Origin of the sequence: Streptomyces sp. NPDC058576 (assembly GCF_042718715.1) — a bacterium.
Lineage (GTDB): Bacteria > Actinomycetota > Actinomycetes > Streptomycetales > Streptomycetaceae > Streptomyces.
In genome coordinates this window covers 29,127-48,137 of record NZ_JBHXPF010000015.1, presented here as the reverse complement: position 1 = coordinate 48,137, position 19,011 = coordinate 29,127, and the positions used below count along the sequence as shown (strand labels likewise).

The window sequence follows — 19,011 nt, the reverse complement described above, 5'->3', positions numbered from 1 at the left end:
GCCCTAGGCCGCCTGGGCCCCGGCCAGCCCCAGCAGCAGCAGCGAGGTGAAGCCGCTCGCCCACTCGGCGTCCACCGGCTCCGCGCTCACCAGGGTGCGGTGCACCACGGCCCCGGCGATCACGTCGAAGATCAGGTCCGCGTTGCGGGCGGCCGTCGAGGCGTCGTCCTCGTACCGCAGCTCGCCGCGGGCCTGGGCGCGTTCCCGGCCCAGCAGCACGAGCCGCTTCTGCCGGTCCACGATGGCCGAGCGGATCCGGTGGCGCAGCGAGTCGTCGCGGGTGGACTCGGCGACCACCGCCATCAGCGCCGTACGGGCCTCCGGCCGCTCCAGCAGGGCGGCGAACTGGAGCACGACGCCCTGCACATCGGCGGCCAGGCTGCCCCGGTCGGGGAGCTCCAGTTCGTCGAAGAGGACCGCGACCGCGTCCACGACCAGCTCGTTCTTGCCCGCCCAGCGGCGGTAGAGGGTCGTCTTGGCGACACCGGCCCGGGTCGCCACATCGCCCATCGTCAGCTTCGACCAGCCGAGATCCACCAGGGACGCCCGCGTCGCCTCAAGGATCGCGGCATCGGCCGCGGTGCTGCGCGGACGCCCTGTTCGGGAGGCTTTGGGGTCGGTGTCGCTCATGATGCGGCGACCATACCGGTCGGTAGGGAGAACGGTTGTGCCCCGGTGTCCGTGAGACAGATCACCGGCACCACCTGTTCCGGCGGGCTGATCGGCAGTTACGCTACGGGTCGTAGCGTAAGGAAGGCGGTCAGCCCGTCCCGTACGCCACGGAACGAACGAGCGACAGCCACCGGGGTTCTCACGAGGACCCCAGGCGCCGGGTGGGGACCCGGGGCCGCACGGACCGGCCGGATGGGGATCCGGCAGGTCCACCCGGGTCTTTCAGGGGCCCGACCGTTTTCACCGGGGCCTTTTCCGGGCCTCGCCGGGCCTTTCAGGGGCCCGCTGCCGCTTCGGCCCGTCCGCCCCCGCACGCCGGTGGGGGCCCCGGGCCGGGCCGGTTCTCGCACTCGCTTTTCGGAACGGTGCGCTCAGGGGGGAGGATGTACGTATGCAGCCTAGGAACATGTCCATGAGCGGCGTTGTCGACCTCGCCGCCGTCAAGGCGGCCGGTGAGGCCAAGGCCAAGGCGGAGCAGGCCCGCGCCGCGGCCTCCCGTACCGGAGGCGCCGGCGCCGTCGCGCCCGCGGCCCTGGTGATCGACGTCGACGAAGCCGGCTTCGAGCGCGATGTCCTCCAGCGCTCCGCCGAGGTCCCCGTCGTCATCGACTTCTGGGCCGAGTGGTGCGAGCCGTGCAAGCAGCTGGGCCCCCTGCTGGAGCGCCTGGCCGTCGAGTACAACGGCCGCTTCCTGCTGGCCAAGGTCGATGTCGACGCCAATCAGATGCTGATGCAGCAGTTCGGCATCCAGGGCATTCCGGCCGTTTTCGCGGTCGTCGCCGGGCAGGCCCTCCCGCTCTTCCAGGGCGCGGCCCCCGAGGCCCAGATCCGCGAGACGCTGGACCAGCTGATCCAGGTCGGCGAGGAGCGCTTCGGGCTGACCGGGATCGTCGTCGACCCGGATGCCGGAGAGCCGGACGCGGCCCCCGCCGAAGTGCCGGCCGGCCCGTACGACGCCCTGCTGGAGGCCGCCGCGTCCGCGCTCGACGCCAACGACTTCGGCGGCGCGGTCCAGGCGTACAAGAACGTGCTCGCCGACGACCCGGGCAACCCGGAGGCCAAGCTGGGGCTGGCCCAGGCGGAGCTGCTCGGCCGCGTCCAGAGCATGGACCCGCAGGCGGTCCGCAAGGAAGCCGCGGAGAATCCGGGCGATGTGGACGCCCAGATCGCCGCCGCCGATCTGGACCTGGTCGGCGGTCATGTCGAGGATGCCTTCGGGCGCCTCGTCGAGGCGGTCCGCCGCACGGCCGGCGACGACCGGAACGCCGCCCGGCTGCGGCTGCTGGAGCTGTTCGAGGTGATCGGTCCGGAGGACCCCAGGGTCACCGCCGCGCGCACCGCGCTGGCCCGCGTCCTGTTCTGAGACCGGCCCGCCGTCCGCTCCGGACGAGCCCGGTTGTTTCGATGTGACAAGACGGCCGCACCGCCCCCGGGCGGAGCGGCCGTTTTGTCGTCTCGACGCCAAAGAAGGCCGCCAAAGGCCCTTGCTTTACCAAAACTTGACAAAGATGCAAGCTGTTACTCGCAGTAAGGCGGCGGAGTGGTTCTGTCCGGTTTCCAGGAAGTTTCCCGCTATTCCGATGTCCCTTTCGTGCCACCCTGCGTCGCCGCGTGATGCCACCCTGTCGCCCTGCGGTTATCGGGCCGTTACTAGCCAGTAACGATCCCCCTTGTGCCGGGGCCGTGAATGGACCACGATCGGCCACGCTCGGTCCCATACCTTCCGCCCGGCCTCCAGCCGGTGTCCGAGGGTCTGTTGGGTCCCCACCGGGTGGGCCGGCGGCAGTGGCGCCGGCTGTGGACAGGGGGGTTCCCGCTCACAGGCGGGGCCTGTCCGACCGGCTGTGCTGAACGCGCGGCCAGTGGTTGTCGCTCGGGGGTGAACGCCGGTGGATCGGATGCGGGACACGTCTCCGATACGGGCGCTCTCCTTCCCGAGGACGTAGCACTTCTCCCATCCCAGGACGGGCACGACGCCCGGCCGGAGATGTACGTCCGAGAAGAAGGAGCAAGTATGAGTTCCCAGGTTCGCGGTGGGACGAGATGGAAGCGGTTCGCTCTGGTCATGGTGCCGAGCGTCGCCGCGACGGCCGCGGTGGGCATAGGCCTGGCACAGGGTGCGCTGGCGGCGTCGTTCAGCGTCTCCGGCCAGAGCTTCAAGGTCAGCACCGACCGGCTGGAGGGCCAGGACTTCGTCCAGTACGGCAGCGTCGCGGTCGGTAAGGACCTCGAAGGCAAGGAAGCGGCGCACGCGGTCGCGGTGTCGGGCTTCAGCAGTGCGACGATCACCAACATGTGCCAGTCGGTGGTCACGCCGAAGGTCCCGTTCATCAACAAGCCCATCAGCCTCAAGCTGAACGCCGGTACCAACCCGAAGAAGCCGGTCGAGGCGACCAACCTCTACCTGGACATCTCGGAGTTGGACGCCGACGCCGAGTTCGGGAACATCGACATCGGTGTCGCGGCCGGTTCGCTGAAGAAGAAGGACAGGCCGAACAGCATCGGCATCCAGCCCGGTACGCAGGCGAACGGTGCGGGCTTCGCGCAGCGCGCCGACACGGCCGTGCTGACCCGCGTGGAGCAGACGGCGTGGGCGACCACCGCCGGCACCTTCAAGCTCAGCGACCTGAAGCTGAGGCTGCACACGGGCGTCGAGGAGTGCTTCTAGCACTCGGCCCGGGTGGCCGGAACGTCCGCCGAGGGCTCTCCGGCCACCCCCACCTTCCTTCTCACGGCAGTACCGGTTCCAGGGAGCTGTTTTCCATGAGCCCCGAGTCCACAGGGCAGAACGAGCACCACATCAGCGTCTATCGGCGACGCTTCCGCGCCTGGCGGGGCAACCGCCCGTTCTGGGCCGGCCTGTTCACCATGGCCGGTGGCCTTCCCATCGCCTATTTCCCCTATGCCGACCTGCACCTCGGCAATATGACGCTGGCGATGTCCACGACCGCCGGCGCCGGGTCCCTGATCATCGGGGTCCTGCTGATCACGCTCGGCTTCACGATGTGGTTCCACCACATCGTCCGGGTGTTCGCGGGTGTCGCGGCCATCCTGCTGGCGCTGATCTCCCTCCCCGTCGCCAACATCGGCGGCTTCATGATCGGGTTCCTGCTCTCCCTCATCGGCGGAGCCCTGTCCGTTTCCTGGGCGCCGGGCGACCCGAAGAGCGCCGAGCAGGCCGCGCCCGCGAAGGATCTGCCGTACGAGGAGCGCCCGGAGGGCGAGCTCCAGGGCGCGGCGGCCGTGCCCCAGCAGCAGGGCGCCGGAGTGGATCCGGCAGCCGACGCCGAGGGCGGGAGGCATCGTGCGGGGTGACGACGGACAGCGGACGAACGCCTACCCCGGCGACGAACTCCGCGAGCGCAAGGGCCCCCGTCACGCGGCCCCCCGGAAGTCGCTGCTGACCAAGCTCCACCTGCCCAGCGGCAAGAAGGCGCTGGCGCTCGCGGCGATGCCGACGGCGGTCTTCGTGGGCATGGGGCTGACGCCCAAGCTGGCCCTGGCGGACGACCGCGCCGACATACCGTTCGCGCCGGGCCCCTGCGTCACCCGGTCCGACGAGCCGAGCGAGTCCGAGTCGCCCGAGGCCACCCCGTCCCCGTCGGCCACGGCGAAGGACGAGGCCGGCAAGGACGCCGAGCCCGGCGACACCGCTACCCCGAAGCCCTCGGCGAGCGGTTCGGCCACCGACGCGGACAAGGACCCCTCGGCCGACGCGAAGCCCGACGAGGACGCGGACACGTCGGCGCAGTCCGCGGAGGAGAAGCCCTCCGCGACCCCGACGCCCACCACGTCGAAGAACCCCCTCGACCCGCTCGGACTCGGCGACGCCCTCAAGGACCTCTTCGACGGGCCGAACAAGGACGAAGGCGCGGACAAGGGCGAGGCCGAGGCCGAAGCCGAGGGCGACAAGCCGGCCGACAAGGACGGCCAGTCCGCGAGCCCGTCCCCCAGCCCCACGACGAAGGCCCCGAAGCCGTCCGAAGAGCCGAAGGACCCGGCCGAGGGCGCGGCGGACCAGGCGAAGGAGACGTCAGACAAGACGGCCGACGCCATCCGCGAGGCGGCGGAGAAGGCCGGCAAGGACGTCGAGGAGCTCGGCGAGGACGTCAAGGGACTCGACCCCAAGAAGGACGAGGACATCCCGGACGGCGCGAAGCCCCGCTTTCCGTGCCCCGAGCGCGACGCGGACGCGCTCGCCGCGGCCGAACTGGAGCCCGGCATCCCGCTGCTCCCGTCCGACCCGTGGACCCTGGAGTCGACGCTGCTCACCCTCAACGGCCTGGACTACCACGGCATCGTCGAGGTGAAGAAGGCGGACGGCAGCATCAAGAAGGTGCTGAAGTTCACCGCCAGCTCCATCGACATCAAGGACCTGCACCAGCTGACGGTCGGTCCGGGGGGTACGACGGGCCATGTGAAGTCGCGGCCCGGCTCCACGTCGACGATCCGCGACGGCGAGGTGACGATGTACACGGAGGAGCTGAAGGGCAACCTCTTCGGCCTCATCCCGATCACCTTCAGCCCGGAGACCCCGCCGCCGCTGAACGTCCCCTTCGCCTTCTTCACCAAGGTGAAGGTGACCCAGGCCGGCCAGTTCGGCGGCACGCTCACCGTTCCCGGACTGAACAACTACCTGGACGGCGGCAACGGCTAGCAGCCCGCCGCCCCCGATCCCGTCCGGGAGCCGCACACGACCGTGGCCCGCATCCCCCGTCAGGAGGGGGTGCGGGCCACGGTCGTCGCTACCGGGCGGGCGTCGCGGGTCAGTCCCGCTCGCCGCCGCCCAGGTGGTGCACCCGGACCATGTTGGTGGTGCCGGGGACACCGGGGGGCGAACCGGCGGTGATGACCATCGTGTCGCCGTCGCTGTAGCGGTTCAGCTTGAGCAGCTCCGCGTCGACGAGGTCGACCATCGCGTCGGTGTTGTCCACGTGCGGGACGACATGGGACTCGACGCCCCAGCTCAGGGCGAGCTGGTTGCGGGTGTTCTCGTCCGTGGTGAAGGCCAGGATCGGCTGGGCCGTGCGGTAGCGGGAGAGGCGGCGGGCGGTGTCGCCGGACTGGGTGAAGGCGACCAGGGCCTTGCCGTCCAGGAAGTCCGCGATCTCGCAGGCCGCGCGGGCCACCGAACCGCCCTGCGTACGGGGCTTCTTGCCGGGGACCAGCGGCTGGAGGCCCTTGGAGAGCAACTCCTCCTCGGCGGCGCAGACGATCTTCGACATCGTCTTGACCGTCTCGATCGGGTACGCGCCCACCGAGGACTCGGCGGACAGCATGACCGCGTCCGCGCCGTCCAGGATCGCGTTGGCGACGTCGGACGCCTCGGCGCGGGTCGGCCGCGAGTTGGTGATCATCGACTCCATCATCTGGGTCGCCACGATCACCGGCTTGGCGTTGCGCCGGCACAGTTCCACCAGGCGCTTCTGCACCATCGGGACCTTCTCCAGCGGGTACTCGACGGCCAGGTCGCCGCGGGCCACCATCACCCCGTCGAACGCCGCGACGATGCCCTCCATGTGCTCGACCGCCTGCGGCTTCTCCACCTTGGCGATGACGGGGACCCGGCGGCCCTCCTCGTCCATCACCTTGTGGACGTCCTTGACGTCGTCGGCGTCCCGGACGAAGGAGAGGGCGACCAGGTCGCAGCCCATCCGCAGCGCGAAGCGCAGGTCCTCGACGTCCTTCTCGGACAGGGCCGGGACGTTGACCGCCGCACCGGGCAGGTTGATGCCCTTGTGGTCGGAGATGACCCCGCCCTCGATGACGATGGTCTTCACCCGGGGGCCCTCGACCGCGACGACCTTCAGCTCGACGTTGCCGTCGTTGATCAGGATCGGGTCGCCCTTGGTGACGTCGCCGGGCAGACCCTTGTAGGTCGTGCCGCAGATCGACTTGTCGCCGGGGACGTCCTCGGAGGTGATGGTGAATTCGTCCCCGCGGACCAGCTCGACCGGGCCCTCGGCGAACTTCGCCAGCCGGATCTTCGGGCCCTGGAGGTCGGCGAGCACGCCCACCGCGCGGCCGGACTCGGCGGCCGCCTTGCGGACACGGTCGTAACGGCCCTGGTGTTCCTCGTGGGAGCCGTGACTGAAGTTGAAACGGGCCACGCTCATGCCGGCCTCGATCAGAGCGACGAGCTGCTCATGCGAGTCGACGGCGGGACCGAGGGTACAGACGATTTTGGAACGGCGCATGAGGCGGATCCTATCGGTTTGTTTCGCTGCGGAATATTCCGTCTGGTGGAAGATACAAAGGGGCGCGGGGGTGCTCAGTTGTCGCCGTGCCCGGGGTCCTGCACGGCGTCCGACGGGGCGACGAGCGCGAAGGTCTGCTCGGCGATCTCCAGCTCCTCGTCCGTCGGGACCACGGCGACCGCCACCCGGGCGTACTCCGGCGAGATCAGCCGCGGCTCCCCGGACCGTACGGAGTTGAGCGAGGCGTCCACCGCCATGCCCAGCTCCTCCAGGCCCGCGACGGCAGCTTCCCGCACCGGCGCCGCGTTCTCCCCGACCCCCGCCGTGAACGCCACCGCGTCCACCCGGCCGAGCACCGCCGTGTAGGCGCCGATGTACTTCTTCAGCCGGTGGATGTAGATGTCGAACGCCAGCGCCGCCCGCTCGTCGCCCTCGTCGATCCGGCGGCGGATCACCCGCATGTCGTTGTCGCCGCACAGGCCGACCAGCCCGCTCTTCTTGTTCAGCAGGACGTCGATCTCGTCGGCCGACATGCCCGCCACCCGCTTCAGGTGGAAGACGACCGCCGGATCGACGTCCCCGGAGCGCGTACCCATCACGAGCCCCTCCAAAGGCGTCAGCCCCATCGAGGTCTCCACGCACCGCCCGCCCGCGACGGCCGAGGCGGACGCCCCGTTGCCCAGGTGCAGCACGATGACGTTCACCTCCTCGGGGGCCTTGCCCAGCAGCTCGGCCGTCTTCCGCGAGACGTACGCGTGCGAGGTGCCGTGGAAGCCGTAGCGGCGGATCCGGTGCGCGTCCGCGGTCTCCACGTCGATCGCGTACCGTGCGGCCGCCTCCGGCATCGTCGTGTGGAACGCCGTGTCGAACACCGCGACCTGCGGCAGGTCCGGCCGCAGCGCCTGCGCGGTGCGGATGCCGGTGATGTTCGCCGGGTTGTGCAGCGGGGCGACCGGGACGAGCCGCTCGATCTCCCGCAGCACCTCGTCGGTGATCACGGTCGGCTCGCTGAACCGCAGCCCGCCGTGCACCACCCGGTGCCCGATCGCGGCGAGTTCGGGGGAGTCCAGGCCTAGGCCGTCGGCCGCCAGCTCCTCGGCCGCCGCCTTGAGCGCCTCGTCGTGGTCCGCGATCCGGCCCGTACGCTCCCGGGGCTCGGCGCCGCCGCCGGTCAGCGGCGTGTGCGCCAGGCGCGAGGTCTCCTCGCCGATCCGCTCGACCAGGCCCGAGGCGAGCCGGGAGCGGTCGCGCATGTCGAGGAGCTGGTACTTCACCGACGAGGAGCCGGAGTTGAGGACGAGGACGCGGTGCGGTTCCACAGGGGCTGCCGTGCTTTCGTGGTCGGGGGCGGGGATCGAGGTCATGCGGGGCTCTCCTCGCTCTGCGCCTGGATCGCCGTGATCGCCACCGTGTTGACGATGTCCTGGACGAGCGCGCCGCGCGAGAGGTCGTTGACGGGCTTGCGCAGACCCTGGAGGACGGGGCCGACCGCCACCGCGCCCGCCGAGCGCTGCACGGCCTTGTAGGTGTTGTTGCCGGTGTTCAGGTCCGGGAAGATCAGCACGGTGGCCTGGCCCGCCACCTCGGAGTCCGGGAGCTTCGTCGCCGCGACGGTCGGCTCGACCGCCGCGTCGTACTGGATCGGGCCCTCCACCCGCAGCTCGGGCCGCTCCGCCCGGACCCGCTCGGTGGCCTCGCGCACCTTGTCCACGTCCGCGCCGGAGCCGGAGGTCCCGGTGGAGTACGACAGCATCGCCACCCGCGGCTCCACGCCGAAGCGGGCCGCCGTCACCGCCGACTGCACCGCGATGTCCGCGAGCTGCTCGGCGTTCGGGTCCGGGTTGACGGCGCAGTCGCCGTACACGAGGACCTTGTCGGCCAGGCACATGAAGAAGACGGACGAGACGATCGACGCGTCCGGCTTGGTCTTGATGATCTCGAACGCCGGGCGGATGGTGGCCGCCGTGGAGTGCACCGACCCGGACACCATCCCGTCGGCCAGCCCCTCCTGCACCATCAGCGTGCCGAAGTAGTTCACGTCCGCCACCACGTCGTGCGCCAGCTCCACCGTCACCCCGCGGTGCGCGCGCAGCTCCGCGTACCGCTCGGCGAAGGTCTGGCGCAGCTCCGAGGTGTGCGGGTCGATCAGCTGGGTCTCGGCGAGGTCGATGCCGAGGTCGGCGGCCTTCTTGCGGATCACGTCCACATCGCCCAGCAGGGTGAGGTCGCAGACGTCCCGGCGCAGCAGCACGTCGGCGGCGCGCAGCACCCGCTCCTCGGCGCCCTCCGGCAGCACCACGCGCTTGCGGTCGGACCGGGCCTGCTCCAGCAGCTCGTGCTCGAACATCATCGGCGTGACCCGGCCGCTGCGGGCCACCGAGATCCGCTCCAGCAGCGCGCCGGTGTCGACATGACGCTCGAACAGGCCGAGGGCGGTCTCCGCCTTGCGCGGGGTCGCCGCGTTCAACTTGCCTTCGAGGGTGAAGAGTTCGGCGGCGGTGGGGAAGGATCCGCCGGCCACCGACACGACCGGGGTCCCCGGCGCGAGCCGGGCGGCCAGGGTGAGTATCTCCTCGCCGGGGCGCTCGTCCAGGGTCAGCAGCACGCCCGCGATGGGCGGGGTGCCCGCGCTGTGCGCGGCCAGCGAGCCCACCACAAGGTCCGCGCGGTCCCCGGGGGTGACCACCAGGCAGCCGGGCGTCAGCGCGTTCAGCAGGTTCGGCAGCATCGCCCCGCCGAACACGAAGTCCAGCGCGTCGCGCGCCAGCCCCGAGTCGTCGCCGAGCAGCACCGTGCCGCCCAGCGCCGCGGTGATCTGCGCGACCGTCGGGGCCGAGAGCGCCGGGTCGTCCGGCAGCACGGAGACGGGGACGGGCAGCCGGGCCGCGAGCCGCTCCGCGATCGCCGCGCGGTCCTCGGCGGCGACCCGGTTCACCACCATCGCCAGCACGTCGCAGCCCAGGCCCGCGTAGGCGCGGTAGGCGTTACGGGTCTCGGCGCGGACGGACTCCGCGGTCTGGTCCTTGCCGCCGACCACCGCGATCACCGAGGCCCCGAACTCGTTGGCCAGCCGGGCGTTCAGCGCCAGCTCGTCGGGGAGCTGGGTGGCCGCGAAGTCACTGCCCAGGACGAGGACCGCCTCGTACTCCCTGGCCACCTGGTGGAACCGCTCGACGAGCCGCGAGACCAGCTCGTCGGTGCCCTTCTCCGCCTGCACGGCGGAGGCCTCGTGGTAGTCCAGACCGTAGACGGTGGCCGGGCTCTGGGAGAGCCGGTAGCGGGCCCGCAGCAGCTCGTAGAGCCGGTCGGGTCCGTCATGGACCAGCGGGCGGAAGACCCCGACCCGGTCCACCTGACGGGTCAGAAGCTCCATGACTCCCAGCTCGACGACCTGACGGCCGTCCCCCCGGTCGATCCCGGTCACGTACACGCTCCGCGCCACGCGTGCTCTCCCGTCCCTGTTCGGTGCCGCGACCCGCGGGGCGTCCGGACGTGCGGTGCTGCCCCCGTGCCCGCCCGGTGTTCCGCCGGGTGCGGCATTGGCGTGCATTGCCTCTTGACGATACCTGCGGGGGCCGCTATACCGCCCGCCGGAGGTCCCGGCAGCCCGCGGTCGGGGGTCCCGCCCTTCGGAATCCTCCTGCCCACGGGCGCCCCCGGCCCGGCCGTAAGCGCCGGGTCCGTGTGCGGCGTGGGAGAATCGTGGTGGTTCAGGGCACGGGACCGGCCCCGGGCCGGCCCCCGGAAAGCGCGGTTACTAGGAGCAGGAGACACACCTCGATGCGCATCGGAATTCTCACCGCGGGCGGCGACTGCCCCGGCCTGAACGCAGTGATCCGGTCGGTCGTCCACCGGGCCGTCGTGGGCCACGGCGACGAGGTCATCGGCTTCGAGGACGGCTTCAAAGGGCTCCTCGACGGCTACTACCGCCCCCTCGACCTCAACGCGGTCAGCGGCATCCTCGCCCGCGGCGGCACCATCCTCGGCTCGGCCCGCCTGGAGCGCGACCGGCTGCGCGAGGCCGCCGAGAACTGCGAGGAGCTGGCCCGCCGTTACGACCTGGACGCGCTGATCCCGATCGGCGGCGAGGGCACGCTCACCGCGGCCCGCATGCTCTCGGACGCGGGCATGCCGGTCGTCGGCGTCCCGAAGACCATCGACAACGACATCTCCTCCACCGACCGGACCTTCGGGTTCGACACGGCGGTGGGCGTCGCGACCGAGGCCATAGACCGTCTGAAGACCACCGCCGAGTCCCATCAGCGCGTCATGGTCGTCGAGGTCATGGGCCGGCACGCGGGCTGGATCGCGCTGGAGTCCGGGATGGCCGGCGGCGCGCACGGCATCTGCCTGCCCGAGCGCCCCTTCCAGGTGGACGACCTGGTCAAGATGGTCGAGGAACGGTTCGCGCGGGGCAAGAAGTTCGCCGTCATCTGCGTGGCCGAGGGCGCGCACCCGGCCGAGGGCTCCATGCCGTACGCCAAGGGCGCGATCGACCAGTACGGCCACGAACGCTTCCAGGGCATCGGCAACCGCCTGGCCGTCGAGCTGGAGACCCGGCTCGGCAAGGAGGCCCGGCCGGTCATTCTCGGCCATGTCCAGCGCGGCGGCACGCCCACCGCGTACGACCGGGTGCTCGCCACCCGCTTCGGCTGGAACGCGGTGGAGGCCGTCCACCGCGGCGACTTCGGCCGGATGACCGCCCTGCGCGGCAACGACATCGCCATGGTCCCGCTCGCCGACGCCGTCACCCAGCTGAAGCGGGTGCCCACCGAGCGGATGTACGAGGCCGAGTCGGTCTTCTAGGACCTCCCCCGGGGCCTTCGGGAGAAGCCGGAACCGCACGGACCGCACGGGCGGCCCGTGCGGGGGTCTCACACCCCGGCGGTCCGCCAGAACTGATCCACCACACGGGCCAGGAACGCCCGGCCCGCGTCGCCCGTCGATCCGGAGCGTTCCTGGCCCGTGCTGCTCCAGCTCAGGGTGGAGACCATCAGGGCCTGGTAGTCGGTGTGCAGTTGTTCCAGCGCGTCCTGGATCAGCGCCCGGTCCAGCGGGACGACCTTGGCCACCGGCCGGACGTACGCCTGCCAGCGCGTGGTGACCGCGCTGCTCAGCAGCTCCGCCAGCTCCTCGTCGCGGCCCGTCGCCGTCAGGAACTGCGCCGCCGTCAGGTCCAGCGCCCGGCACAGCGCCGCCGACTGCTTCTCGTTGCCCCGCCAGCGCCCCGACTCCTCCATCCGCAGGTACGAGGCGCCGGTCATCCCCAGCTGCCGGGCCAGGTCGTCCACGGTCAGGTCCCGGGTCATCCGGTGCTCGCGCAGGGTCGCGGCGGCGGCCAGCAATTCGCCGGGTGCGCACCACAGGACGCCGGCGAGGGCGGTCAGCTCGCGTTCCCCGGGCGTCGCGAGGCCGCGCTCCCAGGCGATGACGGTCTCTGCGCTGATCCGGAGTCCGTACTGGGCGGCGAGCCCGTAGGCGACATGGCCGGGAGCCATCCCCAGAGCCTCGCGGAGACGGCGCGCGGCGGGGGCGTTGAATGGCGGGGTGGGGTGCACGGGCCCACCGTAGAAGTCCATTTCCGCCCTGGCTACGGTACGTTCCCCACAGAACACGCTTCGTAGGAACCTCCAGCCACGAACCGGGCGGGCGGTACGCGAACCGTGCCCCACCAGCGCTTTCTTTTCCGCTCCCGGTCAGGCCCCCCGGTGCCGAGAAACTGACCGGCAAGCGCTTGTCGGCCCGGGCCCGCCGACCGGTCAGCGCCCCGCGGAGAGCCAGCTGTAGTGCAATTCAGGTCGGCCGACCTGCCCATAATGTGGACGCCTCGCGGCGCTACCGACGGTCACCAGATGCTCCAGATACCGCCGTGCCGTGATCCGGGAGATACCCAGGCGCTCCCCGGCGGCGGCCGCCGTCACCCCCTCCGGCGCCTCCTTCAGCACCCGGGTCACCGCCTCCAGCGTCGGACCGCTGAGCCCCTTGGGGAGCGCGGCCGGATGCGCGACCCGCAGCGCGCCCAGCGCCCGGTCCACCTCCTCCTGGCCGCTCGCCTCCCCGGCGGCGCCCCGGAACTCCGCGTACCGCACCAGCCGGTCGCGCAGCGTGGGGTACGTGAACGGCTTCAGCACGTACTGCACGACGCCGAGCGACACCCCCTCCCGCACCACCGCGAGATCCCGGGCCGAGGTCACCGCGATCACGTCGGCCCCGTGCCCGGAGGCCCGCAGCGAGCGCAGCAGCCCGAGACCGTGCCCGTCGGGCAGATAGAGGTCGAGCAGCAGCAGGTCCACCGGGGTCCGCTCCAGCGCCCGCACCGCCGCGGCCCGGGTGTGCGCCACCGCCGTCACGGTGAAGCCCTCCACCCGCTCCACGTACATCTGGTGCGCGTCGGCGGCCACCGGATCGTCCTCCACCACCAGCACCCGGATCATGCCGTGACCTCCTCGGACTCGGACTCCGACTCGGATGCTGACTCGGACGGCGAACCGTTCGTCCGGTCGGGGAGCGGCAGCCGTACGGTGAACCGCGCGCCGCCGTCCGGACCCGCGTCCAGCTCCACCGTGCCCCCGTTGCGGTGCGCCGCCTGCCGGACCAGCGCCAGGCCGAGACCGCGTCCCGTCCCGTGCGTCGACCAGCCGCGCCGGAACACCTCGTCCGCCGCCTCCGGACCGATGCCCGCCCCGGTGTCCGCCACCCGCAGCAGCAGCTCCCGCTCGTCCGCGAGCGCGGTCACCGTCACCCGGGCCCGCCCCGCCGGACCCCCGGCCGTACGGGGCGCGGGCACCGCCCCGGCGTCCGCGACGCCCCCGGGGCCCTCCGAGGCCGCGTCCACCGCGTTGTCGATCAGATTGCCCAGGATCGTCACCAGGTCCCGCTGGGCCAGCGAGGGCGGCAGTGCCCCGTCGTCGATCAGGCTGTCCTCCGCGAGCACCAGCTCCACGCCCCGCTCGTTCGCCTGGGCCGCCTTGCCGAGCAGCAGCGCGGCCAGCACCGGTTCCTCCACGGCCCCCACCACCCGGTCGGTCAGCACCTGCGCCAGCTCCAGCTCGGCCGTCGCGAAGTCCACCGCCTCCTCCACCCGGCCCAGCTCGATCAGCGACACCACGGTGTGCAGCCGGTTCGCCGCCTCATGGGCCTGCGAGCGCAGCGCCTGCGTGAATCCGCGCTCGGAGTCCAGCTCCCCGGAGAGCGCCTGCAGCTCGGTGTGGTCCCGCAGGGTCACCACCGTGCCCCGCCGCTCACCGCCCACCACCGGACGGGTGTTGACCACGATCACCCGGTCCGCCGTCAGGTGCAGCTCGTCCACCCGCGCCTCCGACGCCAGCAGCGCCCCGGTCAGCGGTGCGGGCAGGGCCAGCTCGTCGACCGTGCGGCCGACCGCCTCCGTATCCGGCTCCAGACCCAGCAGTTCCCGCCCGGCGTCGTTGATCAGCGCGATCCGCCGCCGCCCGTCCAGCATCAGCAGCCCCTCGCGCACCGCGTGCAGGGTGGCCTGGTGGTAGTCGTGCAGCCGGCTCAGCTCGGCCGCGTTCATCCCGTGGGTGTGCCGCCGCAGCCGGGCGTTGATCACGTACGTGCCGATCCCGCCGATGGCCAGCGCCCCGCCCGCCGCCAGCGCGAGCGCGCCGAGCTGGTCCCGTACCTGCGAGGAGACCCGGTCCACGGTGATGCCCGCGCTGACCAGCCCGACGATCCTCCCGCCGTCGCGGATCGGGGTCACCACCCGTATCGAGGGCCCCAGCGTGCCGGTGTACGTCTCGGTGAAGGTCTGCCCGCGCAGCGCCTTGGCGGTGTTGCCGAGGAAGGTGTCCCCGATCTGGCTCGTGTCCGGGTGCGTCCAGCGCACGCGTTCGGTGTCCATGATCGTGACGAAGGCGATCCCGGTGTCCTCGCGCACCCGCTCCGCGTACGGCTGGAGTACGGCGGAGGGGTCCGGGGTGCGGATGGCCTCCCGTACGGAGGGAGAATCGGCCACCGCGAGGGCCGCCACCCGCACCTGGCGGGCGGCCGTCTCCTCGGCCTGCGCGCTGCCGGAGGCGTACGCGAACACGGCGCACCCGGCCACCACGGCGGCGATGAGCACGACCTGCATGGCGAAGAGCTGGCCCGCCAGGCTGCGGGGGCGGGTACGGGGGAGACGCATACCCCACAGTCTGCCTGGCCCGGCCGGACCTTCCCCGGATGGCCGGAAAGCGACTGTGAACGATATGAACGCAAGGGTGACCGGGGTCACAGGCCGGTGGATAGTCACCGAAGCCCCCAGGGACGGGGGCCTAGGGCCTCTCGTTTGGATCAGGCCGGGCTCGGGGTCCGGCCTGATCCGAACGAGACGCCCTCGACATGACCGAGCCGAGGAGCCCCACCATGGCTGTGGCAGCCAAACAACGGGACCGCACCCACTACCTGTACATCGCCGTGATCGCCGCCGTGGCGCTCGGCATCCTGGTGGGCTTCGCGGCCCCAGGGGTGGCCGTCGAACTGAAGCCCATCGGCGCCGGCTTCGTGAACCTGATCAAGATGATGATCTCGCCGATCATCTTCTGCACGATCGTCCTGGGCGTCGGCTCGGTCCGCAAGGCCGCCAAGGTCGGCGCGGTCGGCGGGCTGGCGCTCGGCTACTTCCTGGTCATGTCGACCGTGGCCCTCGCCATCGGCCTGCTGGTCGGCAACTTCCTGGAGCCCGGCTCCACCCTCCACATCACCGAGGCCGCCCGTGAGGCGGGCGCGGAGCAGGCCGGCGGCGCGGGCGAGTCCACCGCGGACTTCCTGCTCGGCATCATCCCGACCACGATCGTCTCCGCCTTCACCGAGGGCGAGGTCCTCCAGACCCTCCTCGTCGCGCTCCTCGCGGGCTTCGCGCTCCAGGCGATGGGCAAGTCCGGTGAGCCGATCATCCGCGGCATCACCCACATCCAGCGCCTCGTCTTCCGCATCCTCGCCATGATCATGTGGGCCGCCCCGGTCGGCGCGTTCGGCGCGATCGCCGCGGTGGTCGGCGAGACCGGCCTCGACGCCCTGAAGTCCCTGGCCATCATCATGATCGGCTTCTACGTCACCTGCGCGCTGTTCGTCTTCGTGGTGCTCGGCGCGATCCTGCGCCTGGTCGCCGGGGTGAACCTGTTCGCGCTGCTGAAGTACCTGGGCCGCGAGTTCCTGCTGATCCTCTCCACCTCCTCCTCCGAGTCGGCGCTGCCGCGGCTCATCGCGAAGATGGAGCACCTGGGCGTCAGCAAGCCCGTCGTCGGCATCACCGTGCCGACCGGCTACTCCTTCAACCTCGACGGCACCGCGATCTACCTCACGATGTCCTCGCTGTTCATCGCCAACGCGATGGGCGACCCGCTGAGCGCGGGCGAGCAGATCTCGCTGCTGGTCTTCATGGTCATCGCGTCGAAGGGCGCGGCCGGCGTGACCGGCGCGGGCCTGGCGACCCTGGCCGGCGGCCTCCAGTCGCACCGCCCCGAACTGGTCGACGGCGTCGGTCTGATCGTCGGCATCGACCGCTTCATGAGCGAGGCCCGCGCCCTGACCAACTTCGCGGGCAACGCGGTCGCCACGGTGCTGGTCGGCCACTGGACCAAGGAGATCGACAAGGACCGGGTGGGCGAGGTGCTGGCCGGCCGGATCCCGTTCGACGAGAAGACCCTGGTGGACGACGGCCACGGCTCGGCCCCCGCCGACGAGGTCCCCGAGCAGCGGGACAGCGCCGCCGCCGAGCAGCCCGCCAAGGTCTGACCCGCGCCACCACGTCCCGGCACCCCCACAGCCACTGCGGCACCCCCACCCAAGGACACCCGTATCCCCCGGTACGGGTGTCCTTGCGTCCGCGGCCGGTGCGGGTGCGGGTGCAGGTGTGGCCGTGGCCGGTACCGGTGCCTTGTGTCCGTGTTCTGTCACGGCCGCCCCCGCCGGCACAACCGTCGTCGTCCGGCACCGGTCTTGAGAGGTGAAGGACCGCAGTCCGTTGCCCCCCGCCCCGTCAGCCCCACGATCGAAGGACTTCCATGCGCATCCCCCCTTCCCGCAGCCATACCCTGCGCGGCGGGACCGCCGCCGTGGCCGCCGCAGCGCTGGTGGCGCTGGGCGCCGTGCCGGCGCTCGCCGCCGACCCGGAGCCGGACCTCGGCGTCGGAACGATTCGGCCGGTCAAGGGGGTTCAGCCCGGAAGCTCCTTCTCCACCCCGCTCACCTTCCTCAACAAGGGGACGGCGGAGGTGGCCGCGGTCTGGGTGACGTACGCCGTGTCGCCGGGCCTGAAGGCGGACGAGACGCACAAGAACTGCACCTACTACACCATCGGCTCCTACGACGAGATGCCCGCGTCGAACGTCGCCTCCTGCAAGATCGACCAGCCGTTGAAGCCCGGCGTCGTCTACGGCACGGCGAAGCCCGTCTCCGTGAAGGCGCTCGACTCCGCGTTCCGGGACAACCTGCGTGTGACGATCGGCGTGAACGAACCCGGTTCGGGCGACGGCGGCTCCACCGAGCCGGTTCCGGGCACGGGTGACCCGCTCACCCTGGTCGAGAAGGGCCCGGCCACCGACGCGGACCGGACGAACCACCCCGAGGCGTACGCCAGGGCGGACGTCACCGCCGCGAACACCGCGGACTTCGCCCTGACCGGCGACGAGAAGCAGGGCAAGGTCGGCGAGAAGGTCACCGCGACGGTGAAGTTCGCCAACAAGGGACCCGCCCGCGTCCAGGGCGCCCTCGACGAGAGCGTCACCACGGTCGACATCCACATCCCGAAGGGCACCTCCGTCGTCAAGCCGTACGCCTTCTGCGAGGTGATCACCAAGACCCACTACCGCTGCGGCACCTCGCAGTCCTGGGTCGATGTGAACCGCGGCGAGAGCTACCCCTTCGTCCTGCGCATCGACAAGGCGGTCGGCCGCACCACCGGCGAGGCCTCCTTCAGCGGCCAGGAGCGCCCCTTCGACCGGAACGCCGAGAACGACACCGCGCAGATCGTGATCGACACCGGCAAGGAATCGGACACCGCAGGCTCCTCGGGCTCCGCCGGTTCCTCCGGTTCCGCCGGTTCCTCCGGCGGTACGGGGGGCTCCTCGTCCACCGGCTCCTCCGGCTCCACGAGCAGCACCGGCGGGACGACCGGCGCCTCCGGCGGCTCCGCCGACACGGGCGGCTCGACGACCGGCGGCGCCACCCCGCAGACGACGAGCGGCGGGAACCTCGCGGCGACCGGCTCGGACTCCACACTCCCGCTCGCGGGCATGGCGGCCGCTACCGTGGCGGCGGGCGCCGGCATCGTCTGGGCCGTGCGCCGGCGGTCCGCGGCCCGGGGCAACTGACACCCCTTTTCCCGACGCCGACGTCTTCGCCCTTGCGTTGACGTCGGCGTCAAGGAATACGTTCCTCCCATGCGAATCGGGGAGCTGGCCGAACGGGCCGGAACGACGACGCGGACCCTCCGCTACTACGAGTCGCGCGGGCTGCTGCCCGCGCGGCGCGCGGAGAACGGCTACCGCAGCTACGACGAGGGCGACCTGCGTCTTCTCCAGCAGATCCGGACCCTTCAGGACTTCGGGTTCGACCTGGAGGAGACCAGGCCCTTCGTCGACTGCCTGCGCGCCGGCCACCCGGCCGGGGACTCCTGTCCCGCCTCGCTCGCCGTCTACCGGCGCAAGCTCGACGAGCTGGACGCGCTGATCGGTCAGCTCGCCACAGTGCGCGCCGAGGTCGGCGCACAGCTCGCCCGAGCCGAACTGGAGGCGTCGGCCGACCTGCCCGGCGGTCCGGCGCCCCGCTGCGAACTGGGAGGACAACCATGATCCGGACCGAAGGCGTCACCGACGTCACCGAGGAGACCTTCACGGCGGAGGTGCTGGAATCCGCGCTGCCCGTGCTGGTCGAGTTCACCGCCGACTGGTGCGGCCCCTGCCGCCAACTCGTTCCGGTGCTCCGGGAGATCGCCCGGGAGGAGGCCGACCGGATCACGATCGTCCAGGTCGACGTGGACCGCGAATCCGGGATCGCCGTCCGGTACGGAGTGCTGGCGACGCCGACCCTGATGGTCTTTCGGGCGGGCGAGCCGGTGAAGTCGATCGTCGGGGCGCGGCCGAAGCGGAAACTGCTCCTGGAACTGGCGGACGTTCTCACCCCGGCCGGCCGCTGACCG

General features: G+C 71.6%; 16 protein-coding genes. 9 read left to right on the top strand and 7 right to left on the bottom strand.

The window, feature by feature from the left end:
* Positions 1-3 precede the first annotated feature (3 nt).
* Positions 4-630 (bottom strand): TetR/AcrR family transcriptional regulator, encoded by a 627-nt coding sequence (locus tag ACFWRV_RS13795; protein ID WP_384333171.1) that lies wholly within the window; start codon positions 628-630, stop codon positions 4-6.
* 454 nt (positions 631-1,084) lie between these two features.
* Here ACFWRV_RS13795 and ACFWRV_RS13790 point away from each other — a divergent pair, with 454 nt between their 5' ends.
* The 4 genes from ACFWRV_RS13790 (at position 1,085) to ACFWRV_RS13775 (ending at position 5,329) form a co-directional block, all read left to right on the top strand.
* Positions 1,085-2,035: a tetratricopeptide repeat protein gene (locus ACFWRV_RS13790; RefSeq protein WP_384333168.1), complete on the top strand. Its 951-nt coding sequence runs from the start codon at positions 1,085-1,087 to the stop codon at positions 2,033-2,035.
* 651 nt (positions 2,036-2,686) lie between these two features.
* Positions 2,687-3,340 carry a DUF6230 family protein gene (locus tag ACFWRV_RS13785; protein ID WP_384333165.1) on the top strand — a complete coding sequence of 218 codons (654 nt, stop codon included), beginning with the start codon at positions 2,687-2,689 and terminating at the stop codon, positions 3,338-3,340.
* 95 nt (positions 3,341-3,435) lie between these two features.
* Positions 3,436-3,987 (top strand): DUF6114 domain-containing protein, encoded by a 552-nt coding sequence (locus ACFWRV_RS13780; protein ID WP_384333162.1) that lies wholly within the window; start codon positions 3,436-3,438, stop codon positions 3,985-3,987.
* On the top strand, positions 3,977-5,329 hold the full coding sequence (locus ACFWRV_RS13775; protein ID WP_384333159.1) for a hypothetical protein: 1,353 nt from the start codon (positions 3,977-3,979) through the stop codon (positions 5,327-5,329). The genes ACFWRV_RS13780 and ACFWRV_RS13775 overlap by 11 nt, the downstream gene beginning before the upstream one ends.
* Positions 5,330-5,438: 109 nt before the next feature.
* Here the strand turns inward: ACFWRV_RS13775 and pyk are convergent, their stop codons facing one another.
* The 3 genes from pyk to pta all read right to left on the bottom strand — a co-directional run bounded on the left by pyk (position 5,439) and on the right by pta (position 10,311).
* On the bottom strand, positions 5,439-6,869 hold the full coding sequence (gene pyk, locus ACFWRV_RS13770) for a pyruvate kinase (RefSeq protein ID WP_384333156.1): 1,431 nt from the start codon (positions 6,867-6,869) through the stop codon (positions 5,439-5,441).
* A 74-nt stretch (positions 6,870-6,943) separates the two neighbouring features.
* Positions 6,944-8,188 (bottom strand): acetate kinase, encoded by a 1,245-nt coding sequence (locus ACFWRV_RS13765; RefSeq protein ID WP_384333358.1) that lies wholly within the window; start codon positions 8,186-8,188, stop codon positions 6,944-6,946.
* 41 nt (positions 8,189-8,229) lie between these two features.
* Positions 8,230-10,311: a phosphate acetyltransferase gene (pta, locus tag ACFWRV_RS13760; RefSeq protein WP_384333153.1), complete on the bottom strand. Its 2,082-nt coding sequence runs from the start codon at positions 10,309-10,311 to the stop codon at positions 8,230-8,232.
* Between the two features lie 338 nt (positions 10,312-10,649).
* On the opposite strand from pta, the gene ACFWRV_RS13755 reads away from it, so the two are divergent.
* Entirely contained in the window at positions 10,650-11,675 is a 1,026-nt protein-coding gene (locus ACFWRV_RS13755; protein ID WP_384333150.1) for an ATP-dependent 6-phosphofructokinase, read from the top strand.
* A gap of 68 nt (positions 11,676-11,743) precedes the next feature.
* On the opposite strand, the gene ACFWRV_RS13750 is transcribed toward ACFWRV_RS13755, so the two are convergent.
* The 3 genes from ACFWRV_RS13750 to ACFWRV_RS13740 form a co-directional block, all read right to left on the bottom strand.
* On the bottom strand, positions 11,744-12,448 hold the full coding sequence (locus ACFWRV_RS13750; RefSeq protein ID WP_384333147.1) for a helix-turn-helix domain-containing protein: 705 nt from the start codon (positions 12,446-12,448) through the stop codon (positions 11,744-11,746).
* Positions 12,449-12,628: 180 nt separating this feature from the next.
* On the bottom strand, positions 12,629-13,303 hold the full coding sequence (locus ACFWRV_RS13745; protein ID WP_384333144.1) for a response regulator: 675 nt from the start codon (positions 13,301-13,303) through the stop codon (positions 12,629-12,631).
* Entirely contained in the window at positions 13,300-15,015 is a 1,716-nt protein-coding gene (locus tag ACFWRV_RS13740) for an ATP-binding protein (RefSeq protein WP_384333141.1), read from the bottom strand. The genes ACFWRV_RS13745 and ACFWRV_RS13740 overlap by 4 nt, the downstream gene beginning before the upstream one ends.
* A gap of 221 nt (positions 15,016-15,236) precedes the next feature.
* Here ACFWRV_RS13740 and ACFWRV_RS13735 point away from each other — a divergent pair, with 221 nt between their 5' ends.
* From ACFWRV_RS13735 to trxA, 4 genes are all read left to right on the top strand, one after another.
* Positions 15,237-16,607, top strand: coding sequence for a cation:dicarboxylate symporter family transporter (locus ACFWRV_RS13735; RefSeq protein WP_384333138.1), 1,371 nt, complete (start codon positions 15,237-15,239; stop codon positions 16,605-16,607).
* A 269-nt stretch (positions 16,608-16,876) separates the two neighbouring features.
* Positions 16,877-18,184, top strand: coding sequence for an LAETG motif-containing sortase-dependent surface protein (locus ACFWRV_RS13730; RefSeq protein WP_384333135.1), 1,308 nt, complete (start codon positions 16,877-16,879; stop codon positions 18,182-18,184).
* A gap of 69 nt (positions 18,185-18,253) precedes the next feature.
* Complete coding sequence (locus tag ACFWRV_RS13725) at positions 18,254-18,664, top strand: MerR family transcriptional regulator (RefSeq protein WP_384333132.1); 411 nt, start codon at positions 18,254-18,256, stop codon at positions 18,662-18,664.
* Positions 18,661-19,008: a thioredoxin gene (gene trxA / locus ACFWRV_RS13720; protein ID WP_384333129.1), complete on the top strand. Its 348-nt coding sequence runs from the start codon at positions 18,661-18,663 to the stop codon at positions 19,006-19,008. Before ACFWRV_RS13725 ends, trxA begins: the two co-directional genes overlap by 4 nt.
* Positions 19,009-19,011 lie beyond the last annotated feature (3 nt).